This window comes from Curtobacterium sp. ISL-83, from assembly GCF_018613895.1.
Lineage (GTDB): Bacteria > Actinomycetota > Actinomycetes > Actinomycetales > Microbacteriaceae > Curtobacterium.
Genome location: NZ_JAGGPH010000009.1, coordinates 141927 through 166026, shown reverse-complemented (window position 1 = coordinate 166026; position 24100 = coordinate 141927). Strand labels below are relative to the sequence as shown.

Genomic DNA, 24100 nt, shown 5'->3' with positions numbered 1-24100 from the left:
GCCTGTTTCGTCAGTCGTTCGACGTCGGTTGCACCGGCGAAACGTCCACCCGCACGCGCAGGCCACCCGTCGTCCGGGGTCCGACCGACAGCCGCCACCCGTGCGCGCGTGCCACCGCCGCGACGATCGACAGCCCGAGGCCGCTGTGCCGCCGGGTGGCGGATCCGCGGACGCCGTCGCCCACGTGCCGCAGGAACGGCTCGGTCAGGGTGGCCGCGACGTCGGCGGGCACGACCTGACCCGAGTTCTCCACCAGGAACCCACGCTCGTCCACGGTCACCTGGACGAATCCGCCCGGTTCGTTGTACTCGACAGCGTTGTCGACCAGGTTGAGCAGGAGCTGCCGCACGAGGGTGGGCTCGCCGGTGACGGTCCGGCCTGGAGGCGCGGTGTGCGCCCGACAGGCGATGGTCACGCCCGCCAGGCGGGCTGCGTCCGCGAAGGACGCCGCCACCTCGTCCCCGAGCGACGGCAGGTCGAGCGGCACTCGCCGGGCGTCGAGCCCGCGTTCGGCCTCGGCGAGCACGAGCAGACACTCGACGAGGTGCTCCGTCCGGCGGTTGTGCTCGAGCAGTTGCTCCCGGGCGGCGCGGATCTCCTCGGGTCGGGCGTCGTCCGGCAGACCGATCTGGATCGCCGCCCGCTGCACTGCGAGCGGCGTCCGGAGCTCGTGCGACGCCTGCGCGACGAACCGACGCTGGCTCCGGAACGCGGTCTCGAGCCGCCCGAGGAGCGCGTCGATCGTCGCGGCCAAGCGATGGAGTTCGTCGTCGGGTCCGTCCGTGCCGATGCGCTCGTGCAGGTTCGACGCCGAGATGCGGTTCGTGGTCCGGGTGATCCGGTCGATCGGGCGGAGCATGCGCCGGCTGACCACCCAGCCGACGACCCCGGCCAGCAGCCCGGCGGCGGCGACACCGACGGCCGACCACTGCCACTGCAGCACCGAGACCTGCGCCACCAGGGAGACCGTCGAACCGGCCGTCGGCGTGGCCGTCGGGTCCGGCGTGAGCACCCCGCTCGTCGCCCCGGAACCCGCCCACCCACTCGTCGCCAGCCGCCCCGGTTCCGCGCCGAACTCGCGGGCGATCGACGCCTGTGCCGCGACGTTCACGAACACCAGCACCGCGGTCGTCGAGGCCATCGATGCGGCCGCGAACGCGACGGCGGTCCGGGCGCGGATGCTCCAGCCGCGACTCACAGGGCGTAGCCCGCGCCCGGCACCGTCCGGATCGGGTCGGGGTCGCCGAGCTTCCTCCGGAGCTTGGACATCGTCACCCGGACCGCCGCCGTGAAGGGGTCGATGTTCATGTCCCACACCTTCTCGAGGAGTTCCTCGGCGGAGACCACGCGACCATCGGCACGGAGGAGTTGCTCGAGCACCCCGAGTTCCTTCGCCGACAGGTCGAGCGGCCGGCCCCCTCGCGTCGCGATGCGTCGGTTGGAGTCGACCAGCAGGTCGTCGCGGACCAGGACCGGGGTCACCGCGGTGGTGCTCCGCCGACCGAGGGCGCGCACCCGGGCGACGAGCTCCGGGTACTCGAACGGCTTGGTCAGGTAGTCGTCGGCACCGAGCTCGAGGCCGTGCACCCGGTCCGCGAGCGACCCCGCCGCGGTGAGCATCAGGATCCGGGTCGTCCCGCCCCGCGCCGACAGCCGGCGTGCCACCTCGTCGCCGTGCAGACCGGGGACGTCCCGATCGAGGACGACCACGTCGTAGTCGTTGACGGCGAGGAGTTCATCGGCGTCGTCCCCCCGGTACGCGGTGTCGACGGCGAAGCCCTGCCGCGTCAGCCCCGTGGCGATCAGGTCAGCGAGCTCCGTCTCGTCGTCCACCACCAGCACGCGCATCGCAACATGCTACACACCAGTTTCAGTGTGTCCGGTCGGTGGCGCGCAGGGGTCCCGATCGCGTCAGTCGTCGAACGGCACGTGCTCGGGCGTCCCGACGCCAGCGCGCTGCCGGTACGCCAGGTGTCCGCCGAGGTACCCACCGATGCCCACGACACCGAGACCCGCGAACCCGAGGAGTTTCCCCGCGCCGTGGTTCCCGCGCTTCCGCTGCATCCACGACAGCCCGTAGAGGGTGAGTCCGGTCCAGTTCACGGCCTGGTGCACCCAGCCGGTGCGGAGCTGCTCGCGGTGGAGTTCCGACCAGTCGACGTACCCCGCGGTCGACGCTCCGCCCGCCGAGAGGATGCCGACGCCCACCAGGGTCTTAGCGGCCTTCGCGTTGCCCGTGCCGCCGACCAGGTCGAGCACCGCCGCCGAGATCCAGGCACCGAGCGGCACCTGCACCATGAGCGGGTGGAGCGGATGCCCGAAGGGGACCCCGTGCAGCAGCTGCCGCAGGGCCTTCGGCTTGGCGAACGCACGCACGACACGCACGTCGAGGTCGACGGCCTTGTCGAGCACGCTCGCGTGCTCGATGGACTCGGTGAGGCGACGCAACAGTGGCAGCTCTGGCATGCCCTGGACGGTAGACGGGAGGCCCGGTGCCGGTCCCAGGAACCGGCACCGGGCCTCCCGTGCGTCCGGTCGAGTGACGCCGGGGCTACTCCTCGACGATCTCCGCCAGCTCGAACGGCTCGACGATCAACGCGTCGCCCCCGTCGGCGACGTCCACCCGGACGGTGTCGCCGTCACGGACGTCCCCGGCCAGGATCGACCGCGCGAGCTGGTCGTCGATCTGCCGCTGCATGAGCCGGCGGAGCGGCCGCGCGCCGTACGTCGGGTCGTAGCCGCGTTCGGCGAGCCAGCTCCGGGCGGACGGCGTGACCGCCAACTCGAGCCGCCGGTCGGACAGCCGCTTGGCGAGCCGGTCGACGTACAGCGACACGATCTGGCCGAGGTCCTGCTCGGTCAGCGCCTGGAACACGACGATGTCGTCGAGACGGTTGATGAACTCGGGCCGGAACGCCTGCTGCACCATCTCGCGCACGGCCTCTTCGCGCTGGACGGCGGTCAGCGACTGGTCGGTCAGGAACTGCGACCCGAGGTTGGACGTCAGGATCATGATCGTGTTCCGGAAGTCGACCGTGCGCCCCTGGCCGTCGGTCAGACGACCGTCGTCCAGCACCTGCAGCAGCACGTCGAAGACCTCGGGGTGCGCCTTCTCGACCTCGTCGAGCAGGATCACCGAGTACGGACGACGCCGCACCGCTTCGGTGAGCTGTCCACCGGCCTCGTACCCGATGTACCCCGGAGGGGCACCGATCAGCCGTGCGACCGAGTGCTTCTCGCCGTACTCGCTCATGTCGATGCGGACGAGGGCCTTCTCGTCGTCGAACAGGAACTCGGCGAGCGCCTTGGCCAGCTCGGTCTTGCCGACGCCGGTCGGGCCGAGGAACAGGAACGAGCCCGTCGGTCGGTCCGGGTCGGAGATGCCCGCACGGGTGCGTCGGACGGCCTCGGAGACGGTCGTGACGGCCGTGCGCTGCCCGATGATCCGGCGACCGAGCTCGTTCTCCAGGTGGAGCAGCTTCTCGGTCTCGCCCTGCAGCAGGCGGCCGAGCGGGATCCCGGTCCACTGGGCGATCACGGCGGCGATGTCCTCGTCGGTGACGCTGTCGTTGACCATGCGGTCCGCGCTCTCGGCGCTCTCGGCCGCGGCGAGTTCGGCCTCGATCCGCGGCTTCTCGCCGTACTCCAGACGCGACACGAGCTCGTAGTCCGCCTCGCGCTGCGCACGCTGCGAGCGCATGTTCAGGTCGTCGAGCTGCTGCTTGAGCTCACCGATCCGGTTGAGGCTGGCACGCTCCGCCTGCCACCGCTGCTGGAGTTCGGCAAGCCGCTCCTCGCGCGTGCCGAGCTCCGTCCGGAGGGTCTCGAGCCGGGCCTTGGAGGCGTCGTCCCGCTCCTGCTTCAACGCGAACTCCTCGACGCGGAGTCGGTCCACCGAGCGCTTGAGCTCGTCGATCTCGACGGGGCTGGAGTCGATCTCCATGCGCAGGCGGGACGCGGCCTCGTCGATCAGGTCGATGGCCTTGTCCGGCAGCTGGCGGCCGGAGATGTACCGGCTGGACAGCGCGGCCGCGGCGACGAGCGCGGAGTCGTTGATGGTGACCTTGTGGTGCGCCTCGTACCGCTCCTTCAGCCCGCGGAGGATCGCCACGGTGTCCTCGACACTCGGCTCCCCGACGTAGACCTGCTGGAAGCGCCGTTCGAGCGCGGCGTCCTTCTCGATGTACTCGCGGTACTCGTCGAGCGTCGTCGCACCGATGAGCCGGAGTTCCCCGCGCGCCAGCATCGGCTTGAGCATGTTCGAGGCCGCGACGGATCCCTCGCCTCCGCCCGCGCCCATCAGCGTGTGCAGCTCGTCGATGAACGTGATCACCTGGCCGTCGGACTCGTTGATCTCCTTGAGCACGGCCTTGAGCCGCTCCTCGAACTCGCCGCGGTACTTCGCGCCGGCGATCAGGGCGGACATGTCGAGCGACACCAGGCGCTTGTCCTTCAGGGAGTCGGCGACGTCGCCCGCGATGATGCGCTGGGCGAGCCCCTCGACCACGGCGGTCTTGCCGACGCCCGGTTCGCCGATCAGGACGGGGTTGTTCTTGGTGCGCCGCGTGAGCACCTGGGACACGCGCCGGATCTCCGCGTCGCGACCGATCACGGGGTCCAGCTTGCCGCTGCGAGCGATCGCCGTCAGGTCGACGCCGTACTGCTCGAGCGCGGTCTTCTGTCGTTCTTGCGAGTCAGGAGCGCCCTGGAGGTTCGCCATGCGTTCCGTCCTTCCGTTCGGTAGATCCTGTGGCTGGTTGAGCCTACTTGACTCAACTTTACGCCATGTGGTGCTATTCCGCGCGGGGAGCGCGGACGTCGTCCGCACGCGTCACGTTCCGGATGCCCACGGCACTGACGACCGACCCGGCCAGCAGCAACACGGCCATCACGATCACCGCGCGGTGGAACCCCGACGTGCTCATCGCGCCACCGAGCACGACCCCGGCGAGCGCGACCATCACCAGGCTCGCGATCCGGGCGATCGCGTTGTTCACGGCGGAACCCACGCCCGCTTCGCTCTGCGGGACGGATCCGAGGACGGCGCTCGTCAGGGGCGTCACCATCAGTGCGATCCCGACACCGATGAGCACGAGACCCGGGAAGACCGACCACCAGTAGGCGCGTGAATCGTCGGCCGCCGACAGCATGAGCAGGGAGCCGACCGCTGCGACCGCGGGCCCCGCCGCCATGAACCACCGCGGCCCGAACCGCCCGGCGAACGACCCGACGGTCGTCGAGAGCAGCAGGAGCAGCACCGTCGGCGGGAGCGTCGCGAGCCCGGCCAACCACGCGGGCAGGTGCCAGATCTCCTGCAGGAACAGCGTCACCACGAACCCGACCATCCCGAGCGCGCCGTAGATCGACAGGGTCGCGAGGTTCCCGACGGTGAAGTTCCGCGCCCGGAAGAGCCCGAGCGGGACGAGCGGAGCAGCCGACCGACGCTCCCACGGCACGAACAGCACCAGGGCCACCCCACCGATCACGAGCGCGGACACCACGAGCGGGGACCCCCACCCCAGGCGCTCCTGCTCGATGAGCCCGAGCACGACGCCCCCGACGCCGAGCACGGCCAGCACGGCACCGACGACGTCGACCCGCCGGCGCTCGGACGGCTGCACGTCCCCGGTGATGCGGAGGACGAGCGGGATCGTGATCGCGATCGGCACCGCCGTCAGCACGAAGATCCACCGCCACCCGATGCCGTCCACGATCAGGCCGCCGACGACCGGACCGATGATGATCGCCGCGCTCGACCAGGCCGTCCACCGCCCGATCGCCTTCGCCTGGGCGGCACCGCGGAAGGCCGCCACGATGAGCGCGAGGGAACTCGGGGTCACGAGGGCACCGCCGACCCCCTGCAGCGCGCGGGACACGATGAGGAACGCGCCCGACGGAGCCACCGCACACGCGATCGACGCGAGCCCGAACACCACGAGACCCCACGTGATGATCCGGACGCGGCCGAACACGTCCGACAGCGATCCGGCGACGAGGATGAGCGATCCGAGCGTCACCATGTAGGCGTCGACGACCCACTGCTGCACGACCAGTCCCCCGCCGAGTTCCTGGCGGATGGCGGGCAGTCCGACGTTGACGACGCTCCCGTCCAGACCGACCACGAACGACGCCAGGATCGCCACCACCAGCACGATCTGGCGGTCGTCCCGGAGCGGAGCCGTGGTGTGCGCTGTGGTCATGGGCTCATCATCCTCCGCACCGGGGCGCTCGCGGGAGTCCCACCGAGGGCCACCCCGCGACCGCACGACGAAGCCCCCGCGACCGAGGTGGTCGCGGGGGCTGCCGACGGGACGGGGCTGGGAGGTCCGGGTCCTGGCGCGGGTCAGGTCTACTGGCGCGGGTCGGTGTTCGGCTGCACCGACGGACCGGGGTTGACGACCGGCTGCGCTGCCGGCTCGACCGGCGCGGTGTACGCGGTGGTGGTCTGCACGCCGGGCTCGGGCTTGACTGCCTTGTCGTCGGTCGCCATCTCCTTCTTGAAGATGTTGATCGACTGGCCGAGTCCCTTGGCGAGGGCCGGCAGCTTGGTCGCTCCGAACAGCAGGATGATGATCCCGAGGATGATCAGCAGGTGAATCCCGCCAAGGCCTTGCCACATGTTGACTCCTTGAATCTGGATCTGTTCGCCGTCTCCGGGTCACCGTCGACTCGTGCGGCGGAAGTCCGTCGCCCTTGATCGTACCGCTGTCGCTCCGGGAAACCCAGGCGAGGTATCGGACGGACACCGTTCGCACAGCAAGCACCCCCGAGCCGCCTGGCGGATCGGGGGGGGTGCCGCGGGAGGCCGCGGGTCAAGGCGCGGCCCCCCGGGTCAGGAGGTGCTCTCGGTCAGTACGCACCCCGGGAGCGCAGCACGGACGGGATCGTCCGGGCCAGGATGACGACGTCGTGCAGGAAGGACCAGTTCTCGACGTAGTGCAGGTCGAGGCGGACCCCGTCGACCCAGTCCAGGTCGGACCGACCGCTGACCTGCCACAGCCCGGTGATCCCCGGCGTCACGAGCAGACGTCGATCCGCGAAGTCCTCGTACAGGGCGACCTCTCGTGGGAGCGCCGGTCGCGGTCCGACGAGGCTCATCGACCCCGTCAGCACGTTCCACAGCTGCGGGAGTTCGTCGAGCGACGTCCGACGGAGGAACGAGCCGACGCGAGTGACCCGCGGGTCGTCCCGCAGCTTGAAGAGCGGTCCGGACCCCTCGTTCTCGGCGAGCAGGGCGGCGACCCGGGCCTCGGCATCGACGCTCATCGTGCGGAACTTGAGGATCGAGAACTCGACGCCGCCGCGACCGACCCGTGTCTGGCGGAACAAGACCGGGCCGCCGTCGTCCAGCCGGATGACGAGCGTGATCACCCCGAGGAGCGGCGCGAGGACGGCCAACCCGAGTCCGGCGCCGACGACGTCGAGCGCGCGCTTGCCGAAGCGACGACGGTAGTCCGGCGTCTCGACGTGCATGAGCGGCAACCCGTCCACGGGCCGCTCGTGCACGCGACCGGTGGCGATGTCGGCGAGCGGTGACGACACGACGAGCTCGACGCCGCGTTCCTCGAGCTGCCACCCGAGCCGGCGGAGCAGCTCGTGCCCACCGGGGATCGCCCCCGCGACGACCACGGCGGAGACCCCTTCGGCCGCCGCGAGGTCGAGGACGTCCGCGGCGCCACCGAGCACGGGGACGGTCACCGATCCGAGGCGCACGTCGCCGCCGACCGAAGCGCAGTCGGACGCCACGGCCCGGACGCGGTACCCGGCGGCCGGCGTCGCGGTGATGCGTCGGCCGACGTACGCGACGTCGTCCAGGTCGCCGACGAGCAGGACGTCCTGGAGGTGCTCGCCGCGTGCCCGCCGACGGGCGAGGGACCGCCTGAGGCGCTGGCGGCCGAGCGCCAGCAGCAGGATCCCGAGCGGGAAGGCCACCGCGACGTAGCCGCGGGCGAGGTCGATCTGCGCGGCGTACGCGACGACACCGACCAGTCCGCCGGTGATGAGGCTCGCTGTCAGCAGGCGCCGGTACTCGTCGCTGCCGACGCCGGCGATGCGCGGGTCACGGGTGCGGAACACCCCGAGCAGGACCATCCACAGCAGGACGATGACGGGGGCGACGACGAACTCGACGCCACCGGATCGGGCATCGAGGACCGGCACCTCACCCGGGAAGCGCACGAGGTGCGCGACGGCGAAGGCCACGAGGAGCAGGAGGACGTCGACGAGGGCGATCGTCCACGCGGACGTGCTGCGGATCCGGAGTGCCCGGCGACGCCGATCACGGACCCTCGGCGAGCGGACCGACGCGTTCGGCTGCAGCGTGAGTGCCATCGAGTGATCCTCCGGTCGAGCGTCGACCGGTGCCCCCGGTCGGCGCCGGTCACCCGAGGGTCACGAGGACCAGCGCAACCGCCAGCGTATCACCGTGATGTTTCGTATTTCAACCGCGAGAGACCGATCCGATGACCCGATCGAGCGTCCACAGCACGGGCTCCGCACTGAGGCGCTCGACATCGTCCACGGTGACGCCGCCGAGACGGAAGGCCACCCGCTCCCCCGGCAGCAGGGTCATGAACCCGCGATCGACCGTCCCGCCCTCGGCCACCCGGTCCGGCTGCACCAGGAGGTCCCGAACGAGCGAATCCGCCTCGACGACCAGGTCGAGGCCACCCTCGGCCGCGGGCGTGAACGTCGCGCGGTACCGCGCCGGTTCCCACCGCATCGACTCGTCGGGGCCCGGCGTCCACACCGCTCGGCGCCAGTCCATGTCGGCCACCACGAGCTCGTTCGTCGGGTCGTCGACCACACCGACCGACTCCGGCAGTGCCACCACGGCGACGCCCGCCGCGGACAGGCGGACCGGCAGCGTCGCCTCCGCGAGGACCGCGCCGCTCAGGGCGATCCGCCGCACCCGCACCACGCTGTCGTGTCCGGCACGTGCCGATCGGACGACGACCTCGATCGGGGACGACCCGAACGCGCCGGGCGAGACCCCGAGTGACAGGGTGTCGGCCAACTCGGCCGCGTCGTCGGCGGGAGCCGACGGAGCGGGGTGATCCGCGCCTCCCGGCCGGCCGGTGGTGGCCGTCCGCGAGACTGGACGGATCGCCAGCAGGACGTCGTCGTACAGTCGGCGCAACTCGTGCGCCAGCGGCTTCAGCCGCCCTGCCGAGTCGATGGCCGACCACGAGGACACGGGCCACAGGTCGTTCAGCTGCCACACGATGACGCCAGTGTTGCGCGGCCAGTGCGTCCGCCAGTGCTCGACCCCGGTCGAGATCGCGCGAGCCTGCTGCAACTGCGTGAGGTAGTGCCACTGGTCGAAGGTGAACGGACCGGAGCCGAACCGGGGCTCGAGCCCTCGGTCGAGCTTGGCCATGCCGTCCGTCGCCTTCTGGTGGTGGACGACGCCCGGCGCCGTGACGGCCAGCGGCTCGTCCGCCACCGCGTCGCGGAGCGTGCGCCACGCCGGTGGTGCCTGCCAACCGAACTCGGAGACGAAACGTGGCACGGACGCGCGGTACGCGGTGTCCGGCAGACGGTTCCAGACGTCCCACGAGTGGTGGGTCTCGTGGTCGACGTCGTTCGCGAAGAGCGCTTCGGACCCGGACCACGGCGACGCCACCGTGTAGAAGCGCGAGGGATCGACCGCGTCGACGATCGTCGGCAACAGGTCGAGGTAGTAGTCGAGCCCCCACCCGCGGTCGCCGAGCTCCTCGGCCCAGCCGTCGGCGTCGTGCAACCAGATGTTCTCGTTGTTGCCGTTCCAGACGACGAGCGACGGGTGGCGTGACAGGCGGGCGACGTTGTCCCGCGCCTCGGCGATGACCTCGCTGCGGATCGGCTCGATCTCCGGGTAGGCGGCGCACGCGAAGGGGAAGTCCTGCCAGACCAGCAGGCCGAGTTCGTCGCAGATCTCGTAGAAGTCGTTCGACTCGTAGATGCCACCGCCCCAGACCCGCACGAGGTTCACCCCGAGGTCGACGGCGGCGCGCAAGCGGTCCTCGTAGCGGGCACGGTCGACGCGCGAGACGATCACGTCGTCGGGGATCCAGTTCACGCCGCGCACGTCGACGAGGGTCCCGTTGACGTGGACGTTGAACGGGCGACCGATCTCGTCCTCGGCGGTGTCGATACGTGTCGAGCGGAACCCGGTGCGGAACGACGTGCGGTCGAGGACCTCGCCGTCGACGGTCTGCAGTTCGACCGCGACGTCGTACAGCGGCTGCGCCCCGTACCCGCGCGGCCACCACCGCAGCACGTTCGGGACGCGGACCGTGACGACGGTCTCGTCGTCCTTGGGCGTGAGCTGTGCGCGCGACCGCTGCCGGGTCGTCGTGCCGTCCTCCGTCTGCCCGGCGACCGTGACGACCAGCACGAGGTCGTCGTCCTCGCCGTCCTGGTCCAGGTCGTTCATCCCCGACCGTTCGACGGTGAGGTGCGCGTCCAACACGCCCTCCCCCGCCTCCACGTCGACCAGCGGCCGGACGTCCCGCAGTCGCGCGGTCGACCAGCGCTCGATGGCGACCGGACGCCACGGCCCGCTCGTCACGGCCGTGAGTCCCCAGTCCCAGCCGAAGTTCGAGGCCATCTTGCGGACGTACGGGAACGGCTCGTCGTACGGCCCGGGCATGCTCCCCGCGCGGGCGGCGACCCGGCCCGCTTCGCGGTAGGGCGACTCGAACAGGATCTCCAGGTCCTTCGTGCCCCGCCCGTTGCCGCCCGTCTGGTCACGCGCGTCGAACCGGTAGCGACGGTGCATGTTCCGCGTCGTCCCGATCACCACGCCGTCAAGGCCGACCTCGGCCACCGTGTCGAGTCCGTCGCACACGAGGTCGACGCGCTCGAAGCCCTTCGGGTCGACGTCGACGCTCCGTCGGTACGTCCAGTCGGAGCGCCCGACCCACTTGCCCGCGTCCTCGTTGCGGTCGAACGTCGGGTCGGCGAGGAGTCCCGCCCGCTCGAGGTCGGTGTGCACCTGCCCGGGGACCGTCGCCGGGATCGACCGGCCGACGACGGCGTCCGGGACGCCTGCGGGAGCGTTGTCGCTCGACATCGTCACGGTCCAGCCGTCGCGGAGTTCCTCGCGTTCGAGGGTCATGCGGGTCCTTCTCTGGGCGGGCGGCTCGGTGCCGCCTCGGTCGGGACGCCGGCCATCGGCCCGTCTCGTGGCCGGTCCTTCGGCCTGGAGGCGGGACTCCGGGTGCCCGGGCGTCGTCGCGTCGCGCGCGCGGACACCTTCAGGTGATCGCGCGCGTGGGGTGCTCGGCGATGCTAGTACGGGATGCTTTCTGCAACCTATGCGGCACCGCCGTTCCCGCGCACAGTGGCGGTGGTGACCAGCCTCCCGTCGCAGGCGCGTGGTACTGCTGACCGGCCTCTCGTCGCCGGCGCGTGGCACTGTGGGGGCATGATCTCCGTCTCCCTCGCCCGGTCCCTGCGCGACGCCGGTCTCCGCTGGCATCCCGAGACCGGTGACCGGTTCGTCATCGACAAGCCCGAGGTCGACGAGGACGTCTACACCGTGTCCGAGATGACGGTCGAACGGCACGACTACCCGACCGGCACCGTGCTCGGCTTCAACGGCACCACCGAGTGGGCGCTCGACTCCGTGACCGCGGCGGAGTCACTGTGGTTGCCGCGTGAGGACCAGCTGCGCGACCTCCTCGGGCCGGCGTTCATCGGCCTGACCCGGACGGCCGCCCGCGACCGTGTCGTGTTCACGGTGACGGCGACGATCGCCGGCACCGAACGCACCTTCGCGGCGGACGACCCGGCGATCGCGTACGGCGAGGCGCTCGTGGCCTACATCACCGCCTCGCTGGAGTAGTGGCACGGAGATCGAGCAGTGCCGCAGAGCCGGCTGGGAGTCTCCGGGACGCTTTCCGGGGTCGATTTGATTGCATGACGTCATGACGGTTCCGAACATCACGCTCAACGACGGCAAGACCATCCCCCAGCTCGGCTTCGGGGTGTTCCAGATCGAGCCGGAGAACACGAAGGAAGCGACGCTGACCGCGCTCGAGGTCGGCTACCGCCACATCGACACCGCCGAGATGTACGGCAATGAGAAAGAGGTCGGCGAGGCCCTGGCCGAGTCGGGCATCGACCGCTCGGAGATCTTCGTCACCTCGAAGCTCAACAACGGGTTCCACGACCCCGAGGCCGCGCTCGAGAACGGCAAGAAGTCGGCCGACCTGCTCGGCGGGTACACGGACCTGTTCCTCATCCACTGGCCGCTCCCGACGGTGAGCGACTTCGTCCCGACGTGGAAGGCGCTCGAGGAGCTCTACGCGGCCGGCACCGCCCGGTCGATCGGCGTGAGCAACTTCCAGGTCCACCACCTCAACCGCCTCGCGGCCGAGACGACGATCACCCCCGCGGTGAACCAGATCGAGGTGCACCCGTACCTCGTGCAGGACGAGCTCCGCGCGTACGGCCGCGAGCACGGCATCGCGACCGAGGCGTGGTCCCCGATCGCCCAGGGCCTCGTGCTCGACGACGAGACCATCACCCGCATCGCCCGCACGACGGGCAAGACCCCCGCGCAGGTCGTCCTCCGCTGGCACATCCAGCGGGGCGACATCGTCTTCCCGAAGTCGGTCACCCGCTCGCGCGTCGAGGAGAACTTCGCGATCTTCGACTTCGAGCTCTCCGACGAGGACATGACGGACATCTCCACGCTCGACAAGGGCCACCGCACCGGCCCGGACCCGGACACGTTCGACTACGTCCCGGCCTGATCCGGAACGGACGGAGGGCGGTCGCGCACAGCGCGGCCGCCCTTCGTCACGTCAGGACCGCGGTGGTCCTCAGCGCACCCGCGACGCCGTCACGGTGAACCGCGCCGACCGCGCGATCTGGCGCGTGGGCCCGACCAGGCGTTCGAGCACCGGCCGGTAGCGCAGGTGCGAGTTCCACACGCACCACAGTTCACCACCGGACTGGAGGATCGTGGCCCCGTTCCGGAACATCGCCTCGGCCGCGTCCGTGCTCACCGTGGTGTCGTCGTGGAACGGCGGGTTGCAGAGCACGAGCTGTGCCGAGTTCGAGCCGAGCTCGTCCCCGGCGTCCGCCCGGACGACACTGACCCGGTCGGCGACACCGTTCGCCTCGGCCGTGGCTCGCGTGGACAGCACCGCGACCTGCGAGACGTCCGTCGCCACCACGCGCACGCCGGGGCGCCGCAGCGCGACCGCGGTGGCGATGACGCCGCTCCCGCTCCCCATGTCGACGACGGTCCGAGCGTCCGGGACGGCGGCGTCCGCGGCTGCGAGGAGCTCGCGGGTCCCCATGTCCAGCGAGGTGCCCGCGAACACACCACCGTGGGCGACCAGCGTCATGCCGAGTTCGTCGACGTGCACCGATCGCGGCCAGGGATTGGTCACGGCGGCTCGGTTGGCCTGGGCCCGGAGCGGGTCCTGCGCGATGAGCAGGCGGGACTTCCCGCGCCCCCGGGAGGCGGTGACCTCGCCGAAGGAACGGCGGAGCACGTCGTTCTGCGAGAGGTTCATGTGCTTCGAGACCCCGCCGGCGAGCAGCACGACGTCCGATGCGGCGAAGCGGGCGACCGCGCGAGCGACCTCGTCGAGCCGGTCGTTCGACTTCGACAGCCGGAGCAGCACGAGCCGGACGTCTCGGAACGCCTGCTCGAAGGTCTCGGGGTGGTGGAAGCCACGGCGTCCGAAGGTCCCGGCGTTGGCCTCGAGCGCCCGCTCCGCGACCAGCGAGTCCTGCACGACCCGGACGTCAGAGGCACCGTGCACCGTGAGCGCACCGAGGGTCAGGACGCCGTTCCGGTCGTCGACGACGGCGACCTCACCGGGCTGCCGGAGCGCGTCGCCGTGGACGTGCGGTGCCTCGTCGAGGATGAAGCGGTCGGTGCCGTCGATCGTGATGAGGTCCGGCTCCCCACCGTCGGGGTCACGCCGGAACTGGTCGGCGAAGTCGAAGGCACTCACCGGACCAGGGTACCGATCCCGGACTCGCGCGATGCCCCAGGCGACGGTATATCACACACGATCTCGGAGCACCGTGGCTTCTACGCTCGTCCGTGCACCGCCCGGTCCGGGAGGCGGACGGTCGATCGGGAGGCGTTCGTGTTCCTACCGACCGACGGCCCCGACCGTCCCCGACTCCGCGACCAGGCCCGGGACCGGTTGCGCACGGAGATCCTCGACGGTTCCATCCCGCCGGGCACGCGCCTCGACGACGAGGTGCTCGCCGCCCGGCTCCGGTGCTCGCGGACGCCGGTGCGAGAGGCACTGTCGGACCTCGCCCATCTCGGACTCGTCGAACTGCGGGCCAATCGGTACACGCGCGTGACCCTGCCGCGCTCCGACGAGCTCATCCCGACGATGCAGGCACTCGGCCTCCTGTTCGCAGGCGTGATCCGGACGACGGTGCCGGTCCTGAGCGATGAAGGTCGGGTGCGCCTCTTCCACGAACTCGGGAAGGTCCTCGAGACTCCCGCAGCGGCCTCGGCCCGGGTCTGGCCCACCGTGGCCTCCGTGCTGTACGGGGCCCTCGTTGCGGAGTGCCGGAATCCATTGCTCACGACCGCTCTCCGCGGTGCGGTCGACGGGCTGACGTTCCGCCTCCGCCATGACGACCTCGAGACCGTGCTGCCCTGGGGACTGATCCGCGCAGGACTCGTCGAACTCCGCATCGCTGTGGACGGTCGGGACGGTCCGCGCGCCGAACGTGCGAGCCGTGTCATCCACCTGCTCCCGGGCCGAGACGGGTCCGGTCCGTGAGGCGAGGCCCCGGACCGGACCCGCGGTTCACGGGCCGGTGACGAGGGCGATCGTAGAAGTCGTCGTGTTCGCGCCGCGCGACGTCGCAGTCGCCACGACCACCTGATCGCGGGGTGCCAGCGGCGGCGTGGTGACGGACCAACGACCGTTGGCGTCGGCGGTTGCCGTCCCGAGGTCGCTGCCGGGGACGCCCTGTTCACTCAGCCGGACGACCGCTCCGGCAGCGGCGACCCCCGCGATCCGTACGTCCGGGAACACCGGGGAGACGACGAACCCGTCACCTGGTGACGTCACGCGGACTGCGACTCCGTAGTCGATCGGCACGCGCACCGTCTCGTCCGTCTGCCCGGACACCATCTGGATCGCATCGACCGTGCGGACTCCGCCCCGGTTCGGTGCCGCGATCGTCACCGACCACTCGCCGGAGGGCAGCACCGTGGTCCGGGCGAGTTCAGTCGCCCCCTCGCGGATGACGACCGTCGCGCCGGTGGTGCCCCTTCCCCCGACCCGCACCTGCTTGGTGACGTCCGTGTCGAACTGGGCCACAGCGTCGAAGACCGGTGCGACCACCTCGATGCGGACGACGACGTCCACCGTGCCGAGTGAGCGCTCTCCGGTGAAGGCCTCGACGTGCACGGTGTTGCCACCGGCGCCGAGAGCGTCGAGGTCCACTCCCCACGTTCCGGCGCTCGGGCGCACGGTCCTCGTCGTCGAGACGCCGTTGCGGGTCCAGGTGACGTCGACGCTGGTCGCCGCGAACGGAGCGCTCCCGCCGACCTTCGCGGTCAGCTTGTCCGCGTCGACGTCCGTCGCCGCTGCGGTGAGCTGCTGGTCCGGGATGATGGTCGCCGTGGTCGCGGTGGTGTCGAAGGTGCCGCCGTCGACCCGTCCGACGAGCTTTCCCGTCATCGCGCTCTCGAGCGTCGCGATGTCCGCAGGAGTGCGGACCTTGAGGCCGAACCGGAACTTCTGGTCTTTCGCCACGTCCCAGTTCCGGTTGCCGAGCCCGAACGTGTACTTCGCTCCGTTGGCTGATCGGACGCCGTTCACCAGGCTGTCACCGCCGAACGAGTGCCATGAGGAACCATCGCGGTACTCCCCGCGCACGCTGTCCTGTCCGGTCACGAAGCGTGCCCCCTCCGGAGCGGTGAACTCGATCGTGCCGGTGGGTGTCGTGAAGGCCCGCTTCGCAGTGTAGGTCACCGAGACCGTGGTGGTCCCACCGCGAGCGACGGTGGCCCACAGGTCGTCTCCCGTGATCGATTCGGGGTCGTCCGGTACCGGGGGTGCCCCGATGTTCACGGAGACGGACGCTTGATCCTGCACGGTGCCGCCCACGACCTGCTGGAACGTGAGCGTGTTCTGACCGACGGAGAGTCCGGTCACCGTGGTCCCCCACGAGCCCGCGCCTGACCCGGAATCAGAGGGCACAGCGACCTGCTGCCCATTCCGCTTGATGACCGCGCCCGCCGATGCGGTACCGGTGATGCGAGCCGTCCGCGCCTTGTCGTCCTGCGCCGCGAGCGACGCGGTGAGCGCTCTGATCAGATGCGGCCGCGTGACCGGGGAACCGTTGACCCGGGCGGAGTTCGTGCAGAGGGTCCCGATGCACGCGTACGTCCAGAACTGCGGCGTCCTCGTCGTGCCCGTGGGCCACGACGCGAACGTCGCCGTCGACGTGCCGCCGTTCCAGTGGTAATCACCACCGATGTTGCCGACGTGAACCTGGCAGGTGGTCTCCAGGATGCCGCATCGCGGGGTCCCTGTGACCCTGTAGGTCCGGGAATCGATGGGAGTCAAGCTCACGCCGGTCGGGGTGTTCGCCGTCAAGCGAGGTTCCGCGGGAACCGCTGATGCCGCGGTCGGCGCGACCAGGGTCGTGGCAGCGAACAGACAGGCTGCAACGGCAGCGAGAACAGGGGGTCGAAAACGCATGGATCCTCCGTTGGTGCACATTCGACTCGATCGAGTCGCCGTCACCGTAGAGCGGTCCGGGGGGACTGCGCCTTCTCGATATACCAGTCAGCGCGGCGGGCGCCAGAGCACGATCTGCGTGTTCCGCTGCGGCCGCATCCCGGCACGCAGCGGCACGACGCCGCCGGTCGTCGTCGCGGCGAAGACGCGAGCCCCCGGGCGGTTGATGAGCTGGTCGGCGAGGGCCGTCTCCAGCTCGGACACGCGCTTCCGGAGCGCGGCGTTCTCGTTCTCGAGGTCCAGCACCCGGCGGATGCCCTCGAGGGACACCCCCTCGGATCCGAGCCGAGCGATCTCCCGCAGCTGCGCGATGTCCCGCATCGAGTAGCGACGCGACCCTCCTCGGGTGCGCCCCGGCACGACGAGGCCCAGCCGGTCGTACTGCCGCAGCGTCTGCGGGTGCATCTCAGCGAGCTCGGCGGCCATCGCGATCGCGAAGACGGGCGAGTTCTCGTCCATGTCATCCATGTCGCGTGCCTTCCGTTGGTCGCGGGGTGCGAAACCCAGCCTGGAGGGCCGGTGAGCGTCCGTCAGGGCGCCGCGCCGTTCCTCCAGGCTGGGTTCAAAGCGTTCGCCGCGTGACGCTAGTCACGCGCCTTGGCGATGAGGTCCGCACGCGGGTCCTCGTCGGGGAGTGCATCCGCGAGCGCCTGGACGGCCTCGCGCTGCTTGTCGTTCAGGTGCGACGGCACCGCGACCATGACCGAGGCGAGCAGGTCGCCCGTCCCGTTCTTGGTCGTGACACCGCGCCCCTTGACGCGCAGGATGCGGCCCGACGGCGTGCCGGGAGCGACCCGCAGCTTGACGGTGGGACCGCCCAGCGTCGGGACCTCGATCGTCGCGCCGAGTGCCGCCTCGGCGAACGTCACGGGGACGTCCACGCGGAGGTTGAGCCCGTCGCGCTCGAACACCGGGTGCTTTCGGACCGCCACCTGGACGACCAGGTCGCCGGGCTCGCCCCCGTCGGGCGAGGGTTCGCCACGACCGCGGAGCCGGATCTTCTGACCGTCGGCGACGCCCGCTGGGATGCGGACGTTCACCGGCCTGCCGTTGCCCTGCGAGAGCTTGACGGTGTCACCGGCGATCGCGGTCGCGAAGTCGAGGGTCGTCGACGCCGAGACGTCACGGCCCTTCGTCGGACCACCGAACCCGCGGTAGCCGCCGGAGGTCTGACCGAAGCCACCACCGCCGCCGAACATGCCGCCGAGGATGTCCTCGAAGCCACCGGCACCGCCGGCACCGCCCTGGCCGAAGCGGACACGCTGTCCGCCGCCCTGCTGGCCGAACATGCCGCCGAAGACGTCCTCGAACCCGCCGCCCTGGCCCGGGCCACCCGCGGTAAAGCGAGCACCCGATCCCATGGCACGGACCTGGTCGTACTCCTTGCGCTGTTCCTTGTCGGAGAGCACCGAGTACGCCTCGCTGATCTCCTTGAAACGGGCCTCGGCAGCAGCATCCCCCGGGTTGGAGTCCGGGTGGAACTGCCGCGCGAGCTTCCGGTAGGTCTTCTTGAGCTCAGCGTCGGTGACGTCCTTCGACACCCCGAGCGTCTTGTAGAAGTCCTTGTCGAACCAGTCCTGACTCGCCACAGCTCACCTACCTTCTTCTGTCGTCGTCACGGTCGGGCCCGGCTCAGGCCGGGACCGCCACCGCGACCTTGGCCGCACGGAGGACGCGCTCACCGAGCTTGTAGCCCGGCTCGACGACGTCCGCCACGGTCTGGCCGGTGGCACCCGGCGTCGGCAGCTGGACGATGGCCTCGTGGATGTTGGGGTCGAAGGTCTCGCCCTTCGCACCGATCTGCACGAGCTTGAACTTCTCGAAGCCGCCGCGGATCTTCTGGCCGATGACCTGCATGGGGCCCTCGGTCAGGTCCCCGTGTGCCTCTGCTCGGGTCAGGTCGTCGAGCGCCGGCAGGAGTGCCCGGACGACCTCGGCGATGGCGACCTCGCGGTTGGCCTCCCGATCGCGCTCGACGCGCTTCCGGAAGTTCACCAGTTCGGCCTGCGCCCGGAGCATGTCCGCACGCATCTCGGCGAGCAGGTCGCGGTCATCCGTCGACAGCTTGTCCTCCTGGATGCCGCGCGCGGCGTCGGCCAGGAGCGCTTCGTCCTCCGGGGAGAGGTCGTTCGCTGCGTCCGCCGCCCCGGCCGGCGGCTCGGCGCCGTCGGCCGGGACCTCGACGTCGGGCCCCTCGGCCTCGATGAGGTCCTCGGGCTCCTGCGCGTTCGTGGCGTCGCCCTCGACCTGGGGGTCGTCCTCGTTCGGCACGTTGTCCTTGGGATCCGTCATCGTTACTTCTTGTCCTTGTCGTCCTCGTCGTCCACGACCTCGGCGTCGACGATGTCCTCGTCGTCCGCCTGCTGGCCCTGGGCACCCGCGGGCTGCTCACCAGCGGCCGCACCGGCGTCCTGCTGCGAGTAGATCGCCTGACCGAGCTTGCCCTGCGACTCGTTGAGCTTGTCGAAGGCGGCCTTCACGGCGTCCTCATCCTCACCCGCGAGGGCCGACTTGAGGCCGTCGACGTCACCCTGCACCTCGGACTTGACGTCCGCGGGGAGCTTGTCGTCGTTCTCCTTGATGAGCTTCTCGATCGAGTAGACGAGCTGCTCGGCCTGGTTGCGACGCTCGTTGGCCTCGCGGCGGGCCTTGTCCTCGGCGGCGTGCTCCTCGGCCTCGCGGACCATGCGCTCGATGTCCTCCTTCGGCAGCGAGGAGCCGCCGGAGATGACCATCGACTGCTCCTTGCCGGTGCCCTTGTCCTTCGCGGACACGTGCACGATGCCGTTGGCGTCGATGTCGAACGTGACCTCGACCTGGGGCACGCCGCGGGGTGCCGGGGCGATGCCGGTCAGCTCGAAGGTGCCGAGCGCCTTGTTGTCACGGGTGAACTCGCGCTCGCCCTGGAAGACCTGGATCGCGACGGACGGCTGGTTGTCGTCAGCGGTCGTGAAGGTCTCGCTCCGCTTGGTCGGGATCGCGGTGTTGCGGTCGATGAGCTTCGTCATCAGGCCGCCCTTGGTCTCGATGCCGAGCGACAGCGGCGTGACGTCGATGAGCAGGACGTCCTTGCGCTCGCCCTTCAGGACACCGGCCTGCAGTGCAGCGCCGACGGCGACGACCTCGTCCGGGTTGACGCCCTTGTTCGGCTCCTTGCCGCCCGTGAGCGACTTGACGACCTCGGCCACGGCGGGCATGCGGGTCGAACCACCGACGAGCACCACGTGCGCGATGTCGTTGACGCTGACACCCGCCTCCTTGATGACGTCGTTGAAGGGCTTCTTCGTGCGGTCGAGCAGGTCGGAGGTCATCTGCTCGAACTGGGCGCGCGAGATGGTCTCGTCGAGGTTCAGCGGCCCGTCGGCGGTCAGCGTCAGGTACGGGAGCTGGATGCTCGCCGACATCTGGGAGCTGAGCTCCTTCTTCGCCTGCTCGGCGGCTTCCTTGAGGCGCTGCTTGGCGATCTTGTCCGTGGACAGGTCGACGCCGTGCTCGCTCTTGAACTTCTTGATGAGGTGGTCGACGATCCGCTGGTCCCAGTCGTCGCCGCCGAGGCGGTTGTCGCCCGAGGTCGAGCGGACCTGGATCGTGGAGAAGTCGTCGTCCTTGCCCACCTCGAGCAGCGAGACGTCGAACGTGCCGCCACCGAGGTCGAAGACCAGGATGAGCTCGTCTTCCTTGCCCTTGTCGAGGCCGTACGCCAGCGCAGCCGCGGTCGGCTCGTTGATGATGCGGAGGACGTTGAGGCCGGCGATCTCACCGGCGTCCTTCGTGGCCTGGCGCTCGGCGTCGTTGAAGTACGCCGGCACGGTGATGACCGCGTCGGTGACGTCCTCGCCGAGGTACTGCTCGGCGTCGCGCTTGAGCTTGCCGAGGATACGGGCCGAGATCTCCTGCGGCGTGTACTTCTTGCCGTCGACGTCGGTCGTCCAGTCCGTGCCGATGTGGCGCTTGACGGAGGCGATCGTGCGGTCGACGTTCGTGACCGCCTGACGCTTCGCGGTCTCGCCGACGAGGACCTCGCCGTCCTTCGTGAAGGCGACGATCGAGGGCGTCGTGCGCATGCCCTCGGCGTTCGCGATGACGGTGGGCTCGCCGCCCTCGAGCACGCTGACGACCGAGTTGGTGGTTCCGAGGTCGATGCCTACTGCACGTCCCATGTGATGACTCCTCTGGTAGATCGAAGCTGCTGGACTTGCGTCCGATGGACTCAACTCTACTCAGGACTGGAGGCACGTCAAGCGAGATCCGAAATCTTGCGTCCCCGCGGCGCAACTTTAGGTATTCCTCGCACCCAGCATCCCTTAAGGATCAGCATGTGATATTTGAAACACAAGTTCACAGCCGCGCTCCGGACGCGGCCCGATCGCGAAAGACCCTCACCACATGAAGTCATTCCTTCGAGCTACGGCCGCCACCGGCGTTGCCGCAGCCACCCTTGCCGCGGGCCTGAGCTTCGGCCCCGCCGCCGTTGCCGACGCCCGGAGCTCCCATCTGCCCTCGAGTCAAAGCGACAGCGCGACGAGTGCGGTGACCGGCCCTGTCGTGTTCGGGGGGCAGGCGAACCTGGTTCCAGGGCATGTCTCCGACTGGATTTACTTGTCCATCCCGCTGGGAGAAGACGCGCAGGGGAACGGCTTCGTGACCGTGCCCAATGGCATGAGCATCGTGGAACAGCAGTTGCGCAGCAAGAAATCAAATGGAGACGTGGTCGACCTCCCGGCAACCACCGCCCCCAAGTACGAGGTGCAGAACGGGGGCAGAACAGTACGTTTCTTCTCGGAGACCAGTAACACTGACAATGGCGATGACCTGCACTGGACGTCGCTCAGCGCGGCGGTCAAAGTACGAACCGACACCTCCTACACCGGCAACTCCGCCGGCATCAACTTGAAGGTGCGGCGAGAATTCCAGGGCAACTTCGCCGTGAACTACGATGAAACCGGGTCGATCGCCGTGGATCGTGTCAGCGCCAGGGCCGCTGACCTCGACATCGAGAACGGCACGGCGACGGTCGTTGGTCAGGCGATTCCAACCGTGACCGAAGTCGACGTCGTCTGGGGTGGCCGTACGCGGACGGTCCCCGTGCGCAACGGCGAGTTCTCGACGAGCATCGACCGCCTTGCGTTGGGGTCGAACCCGGTCGAGCTCGAAGCATTCAATGGCGGCACGAGTCTCGGCAGGTACAAGTTCGACGCCGAGCTCGTCGTTGACGCGCTCACTGCAAACGCCGGCTTCGCAGAAGACGTGATGGAAACCGTGCAGCTCTCGGGCCGGGCGACACCGCTCTCGCGCGTCGACATCCGACACGGCGAGAAGGTCCTCACCACGGCCCGGGTGGATGCATCGGGCACCTGGGCCACCACGGTCAACGCCCCGAACATGCCCGGCGTGTACGACCTCGACGCCGTCCAGGTGATCCGAGGCGCAGACCACGGGACGACTGCACTCGCGATCGACTACGGCACCGGCACCACCATCACGTCGCCCGGAAACGGTTTCGTACTCCAGCCGGGAGAGAAGCTCACTCTCCGCGGTCAAGCGCAGAACGCGGCAGCGATCCGGGTGTACGAGAAGGGCAAGCCCGGCACCGTCCTCGGAACGGCGACTGCGAGCGCTACCGACGGCACTTGGCGCCTTGCGAACCTCGAGCTCGATGACCGCGAGTACGTCCTGATCGCCGAGTCGATCAGCAAGGGATACAACCGGACCCGCGCGGAGATGACGATCAACCCGGGCAAGTCGACCGTGGCGGACCCGACGGCGGCCGCGACGTTCCACGCTGACGTCGCGAAGAAGGCCACCGTCGCCGGCACCGGCGTGGACGGCGCGACGATCACCGTCAAGGAGGGCACGAAGGTCCTCGGCACGGCAACGGTCACGAACGGCACGTGGTCGACCACGATCGACCCGATCGGTGCGGGCAAGCACACCCTGACCATCGAGCAGACCGGCATCGACGGCACCCAGACCGCCACCACGGAGATCGACTACGGCATTGGCGTCGCCATCACCACCCCGACCGCATCGCAGATCGTGCCGGGTGTGACGACGGTCGCCGGTACCTCCCAGCCCGGCGCGAATGTGACGGTGACTGTTGGCGGCCGATCCGTGAACGCGACGGTGAGTGGCACCACTTGGACAGCCGACGTCGAGATCGCTCCGTCAACCACGCCGACCACGATCACTGCGACCCAGCAGTCGAAGGGCGCGCTCACCACCACAGCCGAGAAGCAGGTCACGGCATCCGCCGCGCAGCAGCTCGTGAACGCCGCGATCACGGAGCCGTCGAGCCACCAGTACACGCCGATGCAGCCGACCACCATCAGCGGCATCGCGACCCCGTACAGCACCGTCGTCGTGAAGAACCAGTGGAACGTCACCGTCGGCACCGTGACCGCGAACAAGGACGGCGCCTGGTCGTTCACCCGAGCGTGGGGCCCGAACGCAGCCTACGAGCTGACCCCGACCCAGACGCTGGCCGACGGCCGCACGCAGACCGGTTCCGCGTTCAGCCTGCGCCCACAGATGGCACTCACGCCCCTCACCATCGACAACGCCAACCCCGCGCAGTACACCCCGGGGCAGTCGTACGCCTTCACCGGGACAGCGACCCCGGGAGCGACGATCACGGCGAAGAACCAGTGGGGCTCGCTCGTCTTCGAGACCCGTGCTGACCCCACCACGGGCGCCTGGAGCGCCTCACGCCAGTACGGTCCGAGCGCGAAGTACATCTTCACCATCACCCAGACCGCCACGAATGGCCAGTCTGACCGCATCGAGGACTTCCACCTCGACCCGAAGTCCGCCTGGGCCGACGCGACCCTCACGAGCCACGCCGACAACACCGTGTACCGCGCCGGCGAGAACACCTTCCGGGGTACCGGCACCGCGGGCGCCGAGATCACCGCGAAGACCCAGTGGGGCGGCATCATCGGCACGGCCACCGTGCAGGACAACGGCGAATGGGCCTTCGTCCGGTACCTCGGACCTTCGGCGAACTACGTCATCACCTTCACCGCAACCAAGGGCACCGACAGCAACACCTTCGACATCCACCTCAACGGCCCGACCACAGCACCACTGGTCCTGACCGCACCGACCGCGGATGAGCATTACACCCCCGGCACGCCCTACACCTTCCGCGGCACCGCCAGCTCGTTCGCAACGATCACCGTGAAGTCCCGCTCGAGCAACACCGTGTTCTTCACCACGACCGCCGACGGCAACGGCAACTGGTCCTCCACCCGAGCATGGGGCCCGACCAACACCTACCAGCTCCAGCTCACCCAGAAGAACCTCCAAGGCAAGGAAGACTCCCTCAACCTCACCTGGAGCCCAAACCCCTCCAACTAACACCACTGCCAACA

Annotated in this window: 18 protein-coding genes; 4 read left to right on the top strand and 14 right to left on the bottom strand. The window is 69.7% G+C overall.

From position 1 onward, the window contains the following. Window positions 1-10: 10 nt before the first annotated feature. The 8 genes from J7E22_RS08885 to J7E22_RS08850 all read right to left on the bottom strand — a co-directional run bounded on the left by J7E22_RS08885 (window position 11) and on the right by J7E22_RS08850 (window position 11101). Window positions 11-1198, bottom strand: coding sequence for a HAMP domain-containing sensor histidine kinase (locus J7E22_RS08885; RefSeq protein ID WP_214981080.1), 1188 nt, complete (start codon window positions 1196-1198; stop codon window positions 11-13). Next, window positions 1195-1848, bottom strand: a complete 654-nt coding sequence (locus J7E22_RS08880; RefSeq protein ID WP_214981079.1) for a response regulator transcription factor — start codon at window positions 1846-1848, stop codon at window positions 1195-1197. Before J7E22_RS08880 ends, J7E22_RS08885 begins: the two co-directional genes overlap by 4 nt. A 63-nt stretch (window positions 1849-1911) precedes the next feature. Further along, on the bottom strand, window positions 1912-2466 hold the full coding sequence (locus J7E22_RS08875) for a DUF2231 domain-containing protein (protein WP_214981077.1): 555 nt from the start codon (window positions 2464-2466) through the stop codon (window positions 1912-1914). Window positions 2467-2551: 85 nt separating this feature from the next. Beyond that, a complete protein-coding gene (locus J7E22_RS08870) occupies window positions 2552-4720 on the bottom strand; it encodes an ATP-dependent Clp protease ATP-binding subunit (RefSeq protein ID WP_214981075.1) in 2169 nt (722 codons plus the stop codon). Window positions 4721-4793: 73 nt separating this feature from the next. After that, window positions 4794-6200 carry an MFS transporter gene (locus J7E22_RS08865; protein ID WP_214981069.1) on the bottom strand — a complete coding sequence of 469 codons (1407 nt, stop codon included), beginning with the start codon at window positions 6198-6200 and terminating at the stop codon, window positions 4794-4796. Between the two features lie 149 nt (window positions 6201-6349). Further along, window positions 6350-6619 carry a twin-arginine translocase TatA/TatE family subunit gene (gene tatA, locus J7E22_RS08860; RefSeq protein ID WP_214981065.1) on the bottom strand — a complete coding sequence of 90 codons (270 nt, stop codon included), beginning with the start codon at window positions 6617-6619 and terminating at the stop codon, window positions 6350-6352. 230 nt (window positions 6620-6849) lie between these two features. After that, a complete protein-coding gene (locus tag J7E22_RS08855; RefSeq protein WP_214981062.1) occupies window positions 6850-8331 on the bottom strand; it encodes a sugar transferase in 1482 nt (493 codons plus the stop codon). A 109-nt stretch (window positions 8332-8440) separates the two neighbouring features. Then, a complete protein-coding gene (locus J7E22_RS08850) occupies window positions 8441-11101 on the bottom strand; it encodes a glycoside hydrolase family 2 protein (protein WP_214981060.1) in 2661 nt (886 codons plus the stop codon). A 309-nt stretch (window positions 11102-11410) separates the two neighbouring features. On the opposite strand from J7E22_RS08850, the gene J7E22_RS08845 reads away from it, so the two are divergent. Both J7E22_RS08845 and J7E22_RS08840 read left to right on the top strand, forming a co-directional pair. Further along, on the top strand, window positions 11411-11830 hold the full coding sequence (locus tag J7E22_RS08845; RefSeq protein ID WP_214981057.1) for a pilus assembly protein CpaE: 420 nt from the start codon (window positions 11411-11413) through the stop codon (window positions 11828-11830). An 82-nt stretch (window positions 11831-11912) separates the two neighbouring features. Beyond that, the gene (locus J7E22_RS08840; protein ID WP_214981054.1) at window positions 11913-12743 is read left to right on the top strand and encodes an aldo/keto reductase; all 831 of its coding nucleotides are present in this window, start codon (window positions 11913-11915) and stop codon (window positions 12741-12743) included. Between the two features lie 69 nt (window positions 12744-12812). Here the strand turns inward: J7E22_RS08840 and J7E22_RS18195 are convergent, their stop codons facing one another. Further along, window positions 12813-13961: a class I SAM-dependent methyltransferase gene (locus tag J7E22_RS18195; RefSeq protein ID WP_214981052.1), complete on the bottom strand. Its 1149-nt coding sequence runs from the start codon at window positions 13959-13961 to the stop codon at window positions 12813-12815. 138 nt (window positions 13962-14099) lie between these two features. Between J7E22_RS18195 and J7E22_RS08830 the strand changes: the two genes are divergently transcribed. Continuing rightward, window positions 14100-14756 (top strand): GntR family transcriptional regulator, encoded by a 657-nt coding sequence (locus J7E22_RS08830; protein WP_214981050.1) that lies wholly within the window; start codon window positions 14100-14102, stop codon window positions 14754-14756. A 27-nt stretch (window positions 14757-14783) separates the two neighbouring features. Here J7E22_RS08830 and J7E22_RS08825 read toward each other — a convergent pair whose 3' ends face one another. The 5 genes from J7E22_RS08825 to dnaK all read right to left on the bottom strand — a co-directional run bounded on the left by J7E22_RS08825 (window position 14784) and on the right by dnaK (window position 20890). After that, entirely contained in the window at window positions 14784-16562 is a 1779-nt protein-coding gene (locus tag J7E22_RS08825; protein WP_214981048.1) for a hypothetical protein, read from the bottom strand. 216 nt (window positions 16563-16778) lie between these two features. Beyond that, a complete protein-coding gene (locus tag J7E22_RS08820; protein WP_214981557.1) occupies window positions 16779-17189 on the bottom strand; it encodes a heat shock protein transcriptional repressor HspR in 411 nt (136 codons plus the stop codon). Between the two features lie 125 nt (window positions 17190-17314). Beyond that, complete coding sequence (locus tag J7E22_RS08815) at window positions 17315-18319, bottom strand: DnaJ C-terminal domain-containing protein (RefSeq protein WP_214981045.1); 1005 nt, start codon at window positions 18317-18319, stop codon at window positions 17315-17317. Between the two features lie 43 nt (window positions 18320-18362). After that, window positions 18363-19022: a nucleotide exchange factor GrpE gene (locus J7E22_RS08810; protein WP_214981034.1), complete on the bottom strand. Its 660-nt coding sequence runs from the start codon at window positions 19020-19022 to the stop codon at window positions 18363-18365. Between the two features lie 2 nt (window positions 19023-19024). Continuing rightward, window positions 19025-20890 carry a molecular chaperone DnaK gene (gene dnaK / locus J7E22_RS08805; protein WP_214981032.1) on the bottom strand — a complete coding sequence of 622 codons (1866 nt, stop codon included), beginning with the start codon at window positions 20888-20890 and terminating at the stop codon, window positions 19025-19027. 499 nt (window positions 20891-21389) lie between these two features. On the opposite strand from dnaK, the gene J7E22_RS08800 reads away from it, so the two are divergent. Further along, window positions 21390-24086, top strand: coding sequence for a hypothetical protein (locus J7E22_RS08800; protein WP_214981029.1), 2697 nt, complete (start codon window positions 21390-21392; stop codon window positions 24084-24086). Window positions 24087-24100 lie beyond the last annotated feature (14 nt).